Here is a 13,299-nt window from a genome sequence, read left to right as displayed (position 1 = left end):
CGGCGCGACTGACAGACTTCACGGATGAACCAGACACCGCCGCAGCCCCGGAGGTCCGAACCGAACACTCGGCCTGGCGGATCGACGGCGTGGGTCCGCATCGTCGGAGCGGTGCTCACGCTGACGTTCGGCATCCCCTTCGTGATTCTGCTGTGGATGGTGCTGAGCAGCCGATTCGGGGCCGCGGATGTGGATCCGCATGGTTACGTGCTGATCTTCGGGACTTTCGCTGCACTCGTGACCGGGCTGGCTGCGAGTGTCTTCGTCCCTCTGCTGTTCCGCCGCCAGCACCGCTCCAGGGCCATGCTCTTGAGCATGGGCGTCTACGTCGTCATCGCCGTTCTGCTGCTGACGGCTCTGATCACTGCCTGACTCCACTCGACAGCCGCAGCGACCGGAGACGCCACGAATAGACGGCGACTGCCAGGGTGGTCATGACATAGAGGACGCCGGCCTGCAGTGCATAGGCGGGGTAGTGGATGATCCACGGCGACTGGCTCTGATCGGTGAGGTGCGCCGGGTTGTCGCTCACGTAGGGCACGAGCGCACCCACGATGTAGCCGATGACCTGCCCTGCCACGTAGATCGTTGCTCCTGCAGCGAGAGCGATCATCGCCCCGCCGCGCCGCTGCTGCCAGACGCCACGAGCGCAACGCCACGCCGCCCGGGGCTCCCGCCCGCCCCTGACAGGGCTGAACCAGGCCGCCATGATCGGTGCGCATACGAACGCCCCGATCAGCAGCACAGCCAGGAGAGCCGTGCCGATGAGCAGCAGCTGCTCGTCACCGGCCCGACTGCGCATCAGTTGCGGGACGAGCAGAAGGGCGAGAATCGGAAGACAGCCGAGCACACACCCGATCCAGATGCGGAGAAACGATCCTGAGTTCACTCATCCAGCATGTCGGCTCCTCGACACCCGGGGTACCCGGGAAACCCCCGGTCGCGTGTCGGGGAAACCGGCTTCTCGCAGGTCAGTACGAGTAGTCCACGATCACTGGCGCATGGTCGCTCCAGCGGTGCGCATACGATGCTGCGCGCGCCACGCTGTACGCCTCGACCCGATCGGCGAGGGCCGGTGTCGCGAGGTGATAGTCGATGCGCCACCCGGTGTCGTTGTCGAACGCCTGGCCGCGCATCGACCACCACGTGTACGGACCCTCGACCTCGCCGTGAAAACGGCGGCCGACATCGACCCAGCCGAGACCGGGACCGACCGTGCCGTCGACACCGGTGATCTCCGCTCCTGCGTCGCCGAGGAAACGATCGAAGTACGCGCGCTCGCGGGGGAGGAAGCCCGCTTTCTTGCGGTTGCCTCGCCAGTTCTTGATGTCGAGCTCACGATGGCCGACGTTGAGGTCGCCGGTGACGAGCGCGAATGCGTCATCTCGTCCCAGCTCCTCGAGCCTGGTGCCGAAGGCCTCGAGGAACTTCCATTTCTCGTCCTGCTTCGGGGTGTCGGCCTCGCCGGAGTGCACGTAGGCGCTCACGACCGTGATCGTTCGATCGCCGAGTGGAAAGTCGCCTTCTATCCAGCGGCCTTTCGAATCGAAATCGTCGGCGCCGAACGTGGTTCGCGACGCGAGTGCAGGCGTGCGGCTCGCGATCGCCACTCCCGCACGCCCCTTGGCGGTCGCCTCATCATGGACGATCGACCAGCCGGGGAGCGCTGCTTCCAGGTGCTCGTCCTGGCCGCGCACCTCTTGCAGCGTCAGGATGTCTACGTCGGCGGCATCGAGCCAGCCGCTCATCCCGTTTCGGGCTGCCGCCCGGATTCCGTTGACATTGACCGAAGCGACGCGCAGATGAGGCATGGGATCCAGCCTAGCCAGCGCCTCCGACATCGTTGCGTGATCGGGTGAACTCAGTGAGCAGTCGGTGAAGGGCCGGCGTCGCGATATCCGGCGGATCGGCCACGAGATCATCCAGTGCCGTTTCCGCAGCGTGCACGGCTCGTCTCGCTCCCCAGACGCGATACCACGGCGCCTCGTCCTGCGCCTGGCGGGCTTCACGCAGGCGAATGCGCGCGGCCACCAGCAGAGCCTGGTATTCGGCGGCGATACGTTCGTCCTCGGTCTGACGCAGCAATGGAAGGTCACGATCCTGGGCTGAGACTGCGATCCAGGCAGAAGCCACCAGCATGATCACACCGTTGATGCGGAACCACAGCAGAAGGCCGACGAAGATCGCGAACGTGGCGAGGAGCGGATTGGTCGGGGTGTAACTCAAGAGGAAGCCCGCACCGAACTGCAGCACCGTCATGGCCCCGCCGCCGAGCAGCGCGCCAGGCCAGATCGTGCGCCATCGCAGAGACGTGCCGGTGAGGAAGCGCACCATCGCCGCCAGCGCTGCCGACAGCAGTGCGAACGAGACCAAGACGGTTCCGATGCGGATGAGCAGGTTGACGACACCGGATCCGTAGTCCCAACCGAACAGCGAGAGGATCCAACTCAATGCGGCGGCACTCGCAGAACTGAGTGCCGAGCCGAGGATCAATGCGATTCCGAAGATCACGGCAGCGAGCAGATCTCGCGCCTTGAGCAGCACGTAACTGCGGCGATCAGGAGGAAGTCCGAAGATGTCCCTGACGGCTCGTCGAGAGAAGGTCACCCACCCGATGGCCGTCCAGATCACTGCTCCGAGGGCGATGAGACCCGTGACGCTGAGGACTCCGGTCATGTTCCCGGCGATCTCCTTCGCCTGATCCGGCGTGAGGAAATCGCTCTGATCACTGATGAGATTCGGGACATAGCTGTTGATCACGCCGATCAGCGCGTCTACGGCCTCGTCGCTGCCGCCCAGCCAAAGGCCGGCGATCGCGAATGCGAGGTAGATCGCCGCGAAGATCGCGAAGAGGGCCTGATAGCTCACGCCTGCGGCGAGAAGGAAGCCGTTGTTCTGGAGGAAATGGCGCCAGACGCGCACTGGGAACAGCGCGAGAGTGCGTCTGGTCAGCGCGGTGGCGCGCTCGACTGCCGTATCGATACGGCTCGCGGGCGCATCCATCTCAGAATCAGACACGCCCTCACCCTATCCAAGGGCGAGGGCGTGTCTGTGACGCGAACTCAGGTCAGCGGCGTCCGCGAAGAACAGCCTGCTTGACCTCGGCGATGGCCTTGGTGACCTCGATGCCACGGGGGCATGCCTCAGAGCAGTTGAAGGTCGTACGGCAGCGCCAGACGCCTTCCTTGTCGTTGAGGATGTCCAGACGCACGTCGGCGTTGTCATCTCGGGAGTCGAAGATGAAGCGGTGCGCATTGACGATCGCAGCGGGCCCGAAGTACTGCCCGTCGGTCCAGAAGACCGGGCAGGACGAGGTGCACGCGGCGCACAGGATGCACTTGGTGGTGTCGTCGAAGATCGCGCGGTCGGCGATCGACTGCACGCGCTCCTTGCCCTTCTCGGGAGCGGAGCTCGCGACCAGGAACGGCTGCACCTCGCGGTAGGAGGCGAAGAACGGCTCCATGTCGACGATCAGGTCCTTCTCCAGCGGGAGGCCCTTGATCGCTTCGACGTAGATCGGCTTCGAGATGTCGAGGTCCTTGATCAGCGTCTTGCAGGCGAGGCGGTTGCGGCCGTTGATGCGCATCGCGTCCGAACCGCAGATGCCGTGCGCGCACGAGCGGCGGAACGACAGCGAGCCGTCGACCTCCCACTTGATCTTGTGCAGGGCGTCGAGCACGCGATCGGTGGAGAACAGCTCTACGTCGTAGTCGACCCAGCGCGGCTCGGCATCCTTCTCCGGATCGAACCGGCGGATGGTGAAGGTCACCAGGAAAGACTGGATGGCCGGGTCAGCGGCGGCAGGAGATTCTGCGACGGCGTTCGACATTCTCAGTACTTCCTCTCCATCGGCTGGTAACGGGTCATGACGACGGGTTTCCAATCGAGTTTGATGTGATCGGACGGTGTCGACGAGTGCGGGTCGCCGGTGAGGTAGGCCATCGTGTGCTTCATGTAGTTCTCGTCATCGCGCTTAGGGAAGTCGTCGCGCATGTGTCCGCCACGGCTCTCCTCGCGGTTCTGCGCCGCGTAGACGACGACCTCGGCGATGTCGAGCAGGAAGCCGAGCTCGACGGCCTCGAGAAGGTCGGTGTTGAACCGGTGCCCCTTGTCATCGACGTAGACGTTCTTGTAGCGCTCACGCAGTTCGGCGATGACACCGAGCACATGCTCGAGAGACTCGTGGGTGCGGAACACCTGCGCCCCGAGATCCATCTCCTCCTGCAGCTTCTTGCGGAGGACGGCGACTCGCTCGGTGCCCTTGCTGTCGCGAAGCTGCTCGAGCAGGCCGGAGACGAATGCCGCCGGGTTCTCGGGCAGCGGGACGAAATCGGCGGTCTTCGCGTACTCGACCGCGTTGTTGCCCGCACGCTTGCCGAAGACGTTGATGTCGAGGAGCGAGTTGGTGCCGAGGCGGTTGGAGCCGTGCACCGACACGCAGGCGCATTCGCCGGCCGCGTACAGGCCGGGCACGACGGTGTTGTTGTCGGCGAGCACCTCGGCGTCGTTGTTGGTGGGAATGCCGCCCATCGCATAGTGCGCGGTCGGCATGACCGGTACCGGGTCGGTCACCGGGTCGACGCCGAGGTAGGTGCGAGCGAATTCGGTGATGTCGGGGAGCTTGGTCTCCAGTACTTCTGCGCCCAGGTGGGTGCAGTCGAGGTACACGTAGTCCTTGTGCGGGCCGGCGCCGCGGCCGTCGAGGACCTCCTGGACCATCGATCGCGCGACGATGTCACGAGGTGCGAGGTCCTTGATGGTGGGGGCGTAGCGCTCCATGAAGCGTTCACCGGAGGCGTTGCGCAGGATCGCGCCCTCACCGCGGGCACCCTCGGTGAGCAGGATTCCGAGACCGGCGAGGCCGGTGGGATGGAACTGGAAGAACTCCATGTCCTCCAGCGGCAGGTTCTTGCGCCAGACGATGCCGACGCCGTCACCGGTGAGGGTGTGCGCGTTGGAGGTGGTCTTGTAGATCTTGCCGAAGCCGCCGGTCGCGAAGATGATCGCCTTGGCCTGGAAGACGTGCAGCTCACCGGTGGAGAGGTCGTATGCGACGACGCCGGCGACCTGGGTGCCCCCGTCTTCGCCCTTGACCGTGATCAGGTCGAGCACGTAGAACTCGTTGAAGAAGTTGATGCCGAGCTTCACGCAGTTCTGGAACAGCGTCTGCAGGATCATGTGACCCGTGCGGTCGGCGGCGTAGCAGGCGCGGCGAACCGGCGTCTTGCCGTGATTCGCGGTGTGACCGCCGAAACGGCGCTGGTCGATCTTGCCCTCAGGGGTGCGGTTGAACGGCAGGCCCATGTTCTCGAGGTCGATGACCGCATCGATGGCCTCCTTGGCCAGGATCTCGGCAGCATCCTGATCGACGAGGTAGTCGCCGCCCTTGACGGTGTCGAAGGTGTGCCACTCCCAGCTGTCCTCCTCGACGTTCGCGAGGGCCGCAGCCATGCCGCCCTGCGCAGCGCCGGTGTGGGACCGCGTCGGGTAGAGCTTGGAGATCACTGCGGTCTTGGCACCGGGCCCCGCCTCGATCGCCGCGCGCATGCCGGCGCCGCCGGCGCCCACGATGACGACGTCGAACTGGTGGTAGTGCACGCCGTCGCGGACGACGGAATCCTGTGTCTCAGTAGTCACTTCTCGTTGCTCTCTTCTCAGTTCCCGACGACGCCTGCGGCCACGCAGGTGTCCCAGAGCGTGCTGGACTCCGTCACGCCGAGGCAGGGGTCGAAGGTGAAGACGACCAGGGTGCCCAGCACGATCAGGAGTCCGGCCGCGAGGCCGATCGCCCAGACCAGAGCCTTACGCACCTTCTCGTGCGTGACGTAGTCGTTGATGATCGTGCGCATGCCGTTGCCGCCGTGCAGAAGAGCGAGCCACAGCATCAGCACATCCCACCACTGCCAGAACGGCGTGGCGAACTTGCCGGCGATGAAGGCGAAGTCGAGGGCGTGGATGCCCTCGCCGACCATCAGGTTGACGAACAGGTGGCCGAAGATCAGGACGATCAGCACGACGCCGGAGCCGCGCATGAACAGCCAGCCCCACTTCTCGAGGTTGATCCCGCGACGTCGACGTGCCGGGGCGGCGATGGTCTGTGCGGACATCAGTGACCCCCTCCGAAACCGGCGAACGCGAGCATGAGGTGGCGTGGCACGAAACCGGCCATCAGCACGACCCACACGGCGAGGACGCCCCAGAACATCTGGCGCTGGAAGCGCGCGCCCTTGGACCAGAAGTCGATGAGGATGATGCGGAGCCCGTTGATGGCGTGGAACACGATGGCGCCGACCAGCGCGACTTCACCCAGTGCCATGATCGGATTCTTGTACGTCCCGATCACGGCGTTGTACGCCTCGGGCGAGACCCGGATGAGTGCAGTGTCCAGCACATGCACGAGCAGGAAGAAGAAGATCGCGACTCCGGTGATGCGGTGAAGCACCCATGACCACATGCCTTCGCGACCCCGGTAGAGGGTGCCGCGCGGCGTCTTGGACGTGGTCTCCGAAATCGACGGTGTCAAGCGAGTGCCTGCGGACACGGTCGTCCTCCCTGATCGATTCGAGGTCGGTAGCACGCACTGGGTCTGGGGCGACCGCAGACGTGCCCGATCGTGTCCCATCCTATTCCTGTTCAATCGCTGGGAGCGACGAAGGGTGGCCTAACTCTCTCGACGTCGAGATTGTTTCGACGACTACGCTGGGGTGATGACCGAGCCGATCAAGGACTTCTACGCAGTGATCCCCGCCGGAGGCATCGGAAGTCGGCTGTGGCCGCTCTCTCGCGCTGACGCGCCGAAGTTCCTCCACGACCTGACCGGCTCCGGCAACTCGCTGCTGCGCGACACCTGGGACCGCTTGGAATCCCTCACCGGCGCCGACCGCATCTCGGTCGTGACCGGGCGAGCGCACCGGGCTGCTGTGGAGGCCGAGCTCCCCGGGATCGCGGACAAGAACGTGTTCCTCGAGTCCGAGCCGCGAGATTCGGCCGCGGCGATCGGTCTCGCCGCCGCGATCCTGCACCGCCGTGACCCAGACGTCATCATCGGGTCTTTCGCCGCCGACCACTTCATCCGCGGCACCCGCACATTCGAATTCGCCGTGCAGCAGGCCGTGGAGGTCGCGCGCGCAGGCTACATCTGCACGATCGGCATCCAGCCCTCGGAGCCGTCTGTGGGCTTCGGGTACATGCGCAAGGGTGACGAGCTCATCGTGGACGGAGCCCCCGAGGCTGCCATCGTGGAGCGCTTCGTGGAGAAGCCGGATCTCGAGACGGCGAAGCAGTACTACGCGGATCGCTCGTTCCTGTGGAACGCCGGCATGTTCATCTCGAAGGCGAGCGTCCTGCTCGATGAACTGGCGGCGAACGAGCCGGAGCTGCATGCGGGCCTCCTGGAACTCGCCGAGGCCTGGGATGATCGCGAGCGCCGCGGGCCGGTCGTGGACCGGGTGTGGCCGACGTTGAAGAAGATCGCCATCGATTACGCCGTCGCCGAGCCTGCGGCAGACAAGGGACGACTGGCCGTCATTCCCGGACATTTCGACTGGGACGACGTGGGGGACTTCGCCTCGCTCACCAAGCTCATCAGCAACGGCCGCAAGAACGACCTCGCGGTGCTGGGGCCGAAGGCCAGGGTCCTCTCGGATGCTGCGACCGGAATCCTCGTGAGCCAGACCTCGCGCGTGATCAGTCTCGTCGGCGTGAAGGACATAGTGGTCGTGGATACTCCCGACGCGCTGCTGGTCACGACGACGGAGCACGCTCAGCGGGTGAAGGGCGTCGTGGAATCGCTCAAACTCACCGGCCGGGGAGATGTGCTCTAGCCGTTCGTCACGGGTCTATTGCGAGTTTGTAACCATTAACCGCAACCGTGACGTCGGATGCCGTAACACTGGGTAACTTATCCCCACGGGCATTGCGAATGGCGCAGGCCAGTAGTCGTGGAGGCTTACGTGACCATTTCCACCAAGAAGCGCGCTCTGGCCGCGCTTGTGGCGACAGGCGTCGCCGTCGCACTCGCAGGTTGCGGTGCCGCTCCTGAGGAGAACGGCGGAGACGCGGGCGGCGAGACGATCGACTTCCTCCCCTGCATCGTCTCCGATGCCGGCGGATTCGACGACAAGTCGTTCAACCAGCTGTCCTTCGAGGGCGTCGTGCAGGCCTCCGAGGAACTCGGAGTCGAGTACAAGAACGTCGAATCCAACAGCGAGACGGACTTCGCCCCGAACCTGGAGAGCCTCGTCTCCCAGGGCTGCAACGCGATCGTCTCGGTCGGCTTCGCGCTGTCGGCGGCTACCGTCGAGGCGGCGACTGCCAACGAGGGCATCGACTTCATCCTCGTCGACGACGCTGCTGACAACGACTTCGACGGCGAGAAGGATGCCGAGAACGTCAAGCCGCTGCTGTACGACACGGCACAGGCCGCTTTCCTTGCGGGCTACCTGTCCGCCGGCTACTCGCAGACCGGCAAGGTCGGCACCTACGGCGGCATGGAGTTCCCGACCGTCACGATCTTCATGGACGGCTTCTACCAGGGCGTGAACTACTACAACGAGCAGAACGGCACCGCCGTCGAGGTCGTCGGGTGGGACGGCAAGGCCGGATCGTTCACCGGTGGATTCGAGGCGGGTCCAGAGGCCAAGACCGTCGCGCAGAACATCATCGACCAGGGCGTCGACGTGCTCCTGCCGGTCGGCGGACCGATCTACCAGTCGGGCCTGCAGGCCATCAAGGAGTCCGGCCGCGACATCGCACTGATCGGCGCGGACGCCGATCTGTTCGTCACCGACCCGACGACCGAGGACTTCGTGCTCACCTCGATCCTCAAGGACATGAAGCTCTCCGTGTACGAGGCGACCATGAGCAGCGCGAACGAGGAGTTCGATGCTGAGGCCTACATCGGAACCCTGGAGAACGAGGGCGTCGGCATCGCCGAACTGCACAACTTCGAGGACAAGGTCGACCCTGCGCTCTGGACCGCGGTTCAGGACCTGCAGCAGCAGATCATCGACGGTGAGGTCACCGTCACCTCGTACCTCGGCTGATCGAGAGACGAGACACAGGGGGAGGTCGGCGACCCGCCGGCCTCCCCCTCGCTGTTGCCCGGGCTCCCACAGGAACCTGGGACGAAGCACCTTTGCTGATTAGGATCTGACACATGAAGCTAGAACTGCGCGGCATCACGAAGAAGTTCGGCGCGCTGACGGCCAACGACCACATCGATCTCACCATCGAACCAGGAGAGATCCACTGTCTCCTGGGCGAGAACGGCGCCGGAAAATCGACGCTGATGAACGTGCTCTACGGCCTGTACCAGGCCGATGAGGGCGAGATCCTGCTGGACGACGTCGAACAGCACTTCGCCGGCCCGGGCGACGCCATGGCCGCCGGTATCGGCATGGTGCACCAGCACTTCATGCTGATCCCCGTCTTCACCGTGGCAGAGAACGTCATGCTCGGCCATGAGAAGACGACCTTCGGCGGTCGCCTCGACCTCGCCGCAGCCCGCGCGATGGTGCGCGAGATCTCAGATCGTTTCGGCTTCCAGGTCGATCCCGATGCCGTGGTCGAGGACCTCCCGGTCGGCGTGCAGCAGCGCGTGGAGATCATCAAGGCGCTCTCACGCGACGCCAAGGTGCTCGTGTTCGATGAGCCGACCGCCGTGCTCACGCCGCAGGAGACCGACGAGCTGATGGCGACGATGCGCCAGTTGCAGGAGAGCGGCACCTCGATCGTCTTCATCACCCACAAGCTCCGCGAGGTTCGCGAGGTCGCGGACCGGATCACGGTCATCCGCCTCGGAAAGGTCGTCGGCGAAGCATCACCGACGGCCAGCAACGAAGAACTCGCCTCGCTCATGGTCGGCCGCGCCGTCGAGCTCAAGGTTCACAAGGATGCGCCGAAGCTCGGTGAGGAATCACTCATCGTGAAGGAGCTCACGGTCACCGACCCCTTCGGGACGGTGCTCGTCGACGACGTCTCGTTCTCCGTGCGCGGAGGCGAGGTGCTGGTCATCGCCGGTGTGCAGGGAAACGGTCAGACCGAGGTCACCGAAGCGATCGTCGGACTGCAGCCGCGCGTCGAGGGCAGCGTGCGGCTCAACGGCGAGGAGCTGGTGGGACGATCGGTGCGCGACATCCTCGACGACGGCGTCGGCTTCGTCCCGGAGGACCGCAGCGTCGACGGTCTGGTCAAGGAGTTCTCGATCGCCGAGAACCTGATGCTTGACCGCTCGGTCGGCGCCCCCTTCGTCAAGGCCGGCACCCTGCAATTGGGTGCGCTCGACGATTTCGCCCGCGAGAAGATCACCGAGTTCGACATCCGCACGCAGGGGCCGGCGCAACAGGCCGGACGCCTCTCCGGCGGAAACCAGCAGAAGGTCGTGCTGGCGCGCGAGCTCAGCCGCGAACTGTCCCTCTTCGTCGCAGCGCAGCCGACGCGCGGCGTCGACGTGGGCTCCATCGAATTCATCCACAAGCGCATCATCGAGACGCGCGACTCCGGCATCCCCGTGATCGTCATCTCGACGGAGCTCGACGAGGCGGCGGCACTCGCCGACCGCATCATGGTGATGTATCGAGGCAAGGTCGTCGGCATCGTGCCCGGCGACACCACGCGTGAGCAGCTCGGCCTCATGATGGCCGGAATGATCGAGACCGACACGACGGCCGTGGCCGCCACGACGGCAGCCGACACCGAGGAGACGAGCGCATGACCGGCCCAGAGCTGAAGCCGATCGCCTCCGCCCCCGCGGATTTCGGCACCGATCCCACGGTCCCTGACACCGAACCCTCGCGGTGGCACGGTGCCTTCCGGCGCATCGTGACCGGCAACGGTCTGATCTCCGTACTGTCGGTGGTCCTCGCACTCATCGCGGGATCGATCATGATCGCGTTCACCGATCCCGAGGTGCAGAGCACCGCCGGCTACTTCTTCAGGCGGCCCGGTGACATGCTCTCCGCCGTGTGGAGCTCGATCTCCGGCGCGTATGTCGCGCTCTTCCAGGGAGCCTTCTACAACTTCCGCGTCGACGGATTCGCCGCCGGCATCCGCCCGCTCACCGAGACGCTGAAGTTCGCCACGCCGCTGATCGCCGCAGGGCTCGGAGTGGGCCTCGCCTTCCGCGCCGGCCTCTTCAACATCGGCGGCCAGGGCCAGATGCTGATGGCCGCTGCGGCCGCCGGCTGGGTCGGAACGAGCATGGACCTCCCGTGGCCGCTGCACATGCTGGTCGCCATCGTGGCTGGCGTCGTCGCCGGAGGGATCTGGGCCGGTATCGCCGGCATCCTGAAGGCGCGCACCGGTGCGCACGAGGTGATCGTCACGATCATGCTCAACCACATCGCCGTCTATCTGCTGGCCTGGATGCTGGCCACGCAGGGCATCCTGCAGGCGCCGGGCTCGAACAACCCGAAGACAGCGGCGATGGCGGACTCCGCCGTGCTTCCCGGCATCCTCGGACCCCAGTACAAGCTGCACGCCGGATTCATCCTCGCTCTGATCGCCGTCGCTTTCACCTGGTGGCTGCTGGAGCGCTCGAGTCTCGGATTCCGCTTCCGCGCGGTGGGGGAGAACCCCAGCGCCGCGAAGGTGGCCGGGATCAGCGTCGGCAGGATGTACTTCTACGTCATGCTGATCGCCGGCGGCCTCGTCGGCATCGCCGGCGTCAGCCAGATGCTCGGCACCGTGACCAGCGGTTTCGGCGGTGACATCGACGCCGGCATCGGCTTCGATGCGATCACCGTCGCATTGCTCGGACGCTCGACACCGCTGGGCATCCTGGCCGCAGGCATCCTGTTCGGCGCATTCAAGGCCGGCGGGTTCGCGATGCAGGCATCCGAGAACGTGCCGATCGAGATCGTGCTCGTCGTACAGTCCCTGATCGTGCTGTTCATCGCGGCGCCGCCGCTGGTGCGCGCGATCTTCGGTCTGCCTCAGCCGGGTGCGCGGAAGAAGCCGACGAAACCGAAGAAGCCGAAGAAGAACGCGGCGCAGATCGCCGAGGAGGTGTCCGCATGACCGTCACGGCTGAAGCTGTGGTCAGCGACGAACAGCGTCGCGTCACCATCACCTCCTGGAAGACTCCGATCATCTTCGGGCTGTTCACCGTGCTGTTCGCGCTGCTGCCGCTGCTCGTGCCGCGCGAGGGAGACAGCACGTTCCGGCTCGTCCGCTCCGCCGACGCCGCCATCCAACTGCCGGAGCTCGTGCTGCCGGCCAACGCCACGGCCTGGGTCGCCGTCGTCCTGCTCGCCGCGATCACGGCACTTTCGGTGCTGTGGACGCGTGCTCGCCGTCGGCTGCCGCTGTGGTTGACCGTCATCTACGTGATCGTGCTTCTCGTCGGCTTCCTCGCCTGGGCATCAGCCGGCGGGACGCTGCCGATGATCGGCCTGCTCGGCGGCGCGCTCGCGCTCGCGACGCCTCTGATCTTCGGTGCTCTGGGTGGAGTGATCGGAGAGCGCGTCGGCGTCGTCAACATCGCGATCGAGGCGCAACTGCTGGCCGGCGCGTTCATGGCAGCTCTCGTCGGATCGGCGACCGGGAGTGCGTGGGCAGGTCTCATCGCCGCGATGGTCGCCGGTGTGCTGGTGTCGCTCGTGCTCGCCGTGTTCGCGATCACCTACTACGTCAATCAGGTGATCGTCGGCGTCGTGCTGAACGTGCTCGTGGCCGGGCTGACGACGTTCCTCTACCGACAGGTGCTCAACGCCAATCCCGAGACGCTGAACTCCCCGCCGCTGTTCCCCGTGATCCCGATCCCGCTGCTCAGCGAGATCCCCGTGCTCGGGCCGGTGCTGTTCCGCCAGACGATCATCGTCTACCTGATGTACATCACGGTGTTCCTGGTCTGGTACGGCCTGTACCGCACCCGATGGGGGCTGCGCCTGCGAGCCGTGGGGGAGCATCCGCAGGCGGCTGACACCGTCGGCATCAAGGTCGCACCCACGCGATACTGGAACATGATGCTCGCCGGTGCCATCGCCGGCATGGGCGGCGCGTTCTACACGCTGGTGACGAACCCGCAGTTCGGTCGGGAGATGACCGCCGGTGCCGGCTACATCGCACTGGCCGCGGTGATCTTCGGCAAATGGGACCCGGTGCGCGCGACTCTGGCGGCTCTGCTGTTCGGCTTCGCCACGAACCTGCAGGGCGTGCTCTCGGTGATCGGGTCTCCGGTTCCGAGCCAGTTCATGCTGATGCTGCCGTACGTCGTGACGATCTTCGCCGTCGCCGGTCTCGTCGGGCGGTCTCGTCCGCCGGCGGCCTCCGGCGAGCCGTACATCAAGAGCTAGAGGG

General features: G+C 65.5%; 13 protein-coding genes. 6 read left to right on the top strand and 7 right to left on the bottom strand.

All coding sequences use genetic code 11. The features are described 5' to 3' along the window. The first annotated feature begins 24 nt into the window (after positions 1 to 24). On the top strand, positions 25 to 372 hold the full coding sequence (locus tag QFZ46_RS01830; protein WP_307357716.1) for a hypothetical protein: 348 nt from the start codon (positions 25 to 27) through the stop codon (positions 370 to 372). On the opposite strand, the gene QFZ46_RS01825 is transcribed toward QFZ46_RS01830, so the two are convergent. From QFZ46_RS01825 to sdhC, 7 genes are all read right to left on the bottom strand, one after another. Continuing rightward, positions 362 to 889, bottom strand: coding sequence for a hypothetical protein (locus tag QFZ46_RS01825; protein WP_307357715.1), 528 nt, complete (start codon positions 887 to 889; stop codon positions 362 to 364). The genes QFZ46_RS01830 and QFZ46_RS01825 overlap by 11 nt on opposite strands. 82 nt (positions 890 to 971) lie before the next feature. Then, positions 972 to 1,811, bottom strand: a complete 840-nt coding sequence (locus tag QFZ46_RS01820; RefSeq protein WP_307357714.1) for an exodeoxyribonuclease III — start codon at positions 1,809 to 1,811, stop codon at positions 972 to 974. A 10-nt stretch (positions 1,812 to 1,821) separates the two neighbouring features. Next, positions 1,822 to 3,018: a YihY/virulence factor BrkB family protein gene (locus QFZ46_RS01815; protein ID WP_307357712.1), complete on the bottom strand. Its 1,197-nt coding sequence runs from the start codon at positions 3,016 to 3,018 to the stop codon at positions 1,822 to 1,824. A 49-nt stretch (positions 3,019 to 3,067) separates the two neighbouring features. Then, positions 3,068 to 3,829 (bottom strand): succinate dehydrogenase iron-sulfur subunit, encoded by a 762-nt coding sequence (locus QFZ46_RS01810; RefSeq protein ID WP_307357710.1) that lies wholly within the window; start codon positions 3,827 to 3,829, stop codon positions 3,068 to 3,070. 2 nt (positions 3,830 to 3,831) lie between these two features. Next, positions 3,832 to 5,637, bottom strand: a complete 1,806-nt coding sequence (gene sdhA / locus QFZ46_RS01805) for a succinate dehydrogenase flavoprotein subunit (RefSeq protein WP_307357709.1) — start codon at positions 5,635 to 5,637, stop codon at positions 3,832 to 3,834. A gap of 17 nt (positions 5,638 to 5,654) precedes the next feature. Then, positions 5,655 to 6,107, bottom strand: a complete 453-nt coding sequence (locus tag QFZ46_RS01800; protein WP_307357708.1) for a succinate dehydrogenase hydrophobic membrane anchor subunit — start codon at positions 6,105 to 6,107, stop codon at positions 5,655 to 5,657. Beyond that, positions 6,107 to 6,541, bottom strand: coding sequence for a succinate dehydrogenase, cytochrome b556 subunit (gene sdhC, locus QFZ46_RS01795; protein ID WP_307357707.1), 435 nt, complete (start codon positions 6,539 to 6,541; stop codon positions 6,107 to 6,109). The genes QFZ46_RS01800 and sdhC overlap by 1 nt, the downstream gene beginning before the upstream one ends. Before the next feature lie 166 nt (positions 6,542 to 6,707). Here sdhC and QFZ46_RS01790 point away from each other — a divergent pair, with 166 nt between their 5' ends. From QFZ46_RS01790 to QFZ46_RS01770, 5 genes are all read left to right on the top strand, one after another. Then, positions 6,708 to 7,823 carry a mannose-1-phosphate guanylyltransferase gene (locus QFZ46_RS01790; RefSeq protein ID WP_307357704.1) on the top strand — a complete coding sequence of 372 codons (1,116 nt, stop codon included), beginning with the start codon at positions 6,708 to 6,710 and terminating at the stop codon, positions 7,821 to 7,823. 129 nt (positions 7,824 to 7,952) lie between these two features. Continuing rightward, the gene (locus QFZ46_RS01785) at positions 7,953 to 9,044 is read left to right on the top strand and encodes a BMP family lipoprotein (protein ID WP_307357702.1); all 1,092 of its coding nucleotides are present in this window, start codon (positions 7,953 to 7,955) and stop codon (positions 9,042 to 9,044) included. Positions 9,045 to 9,157: 113 nt separating this feature from the next. Next, the gene (locus tag QFZ46_RS01780) at positions 9,158 to 10,714 is read left to right on the top strand and encodes an ABC transporter ATP-binding protein (protein ID WP_307357700.1); all 1,557 of its coding nucleotides are present in this window, start codon (positions 9,158 to 9,160) and stop codon (positions 10,712 to 10,714) included. Then, complete coding sequence (locus QFZ46_RS01775) at positions 10,711 to 12,018, top strand: ABC transporter permease (RefSeq protein ID WP_307357699.1); 1,308 nt, start codon at positions 10,711 to 10,713, stop codon at positions 12,016 to 12,018. Before QFZ46_RS01780 ends, QFZ46_RS01775 begins: the two co-directional genes overlap by 4 nt. Next, positions 12,015 to 13,295 carry an ABC transporter permease gene (locus tag QFZ46_RS01770; RefSeq protein ID WP_307357698.1) on the top strand — a complete coding sequence of 427 codons (1,281 nt, stop codon included), beginning with the start codon at positions 12,015 to 12,017 and terminating at the stop codon, positions 13,293 to 13,295. The genes QFZ46_RS01775 and QFZ46_RS01770 overlap by 4 nt, the downstream gene beginning before the upstream one ends. The last annotated feature ends 4 nt before the right edge of the window (positions 13,296 to 13,299 follow it).

Source organism: Microbacterium murale, assembly GCF_030815955.1.
In the GTDB taxonomy this organism is placed as follows: domain Bacteria; phylum Actinomycetota; class Actinomycetes; order Actinomycetales; family Microbacteriaceae; genus Microbacterium; species Microbacterium murale_A.
The sequence above is the reverse complement of the archived record's forward strand: the minus strand, read 5'-3'. Positions and strand labels throughout refer to the sequence as shown.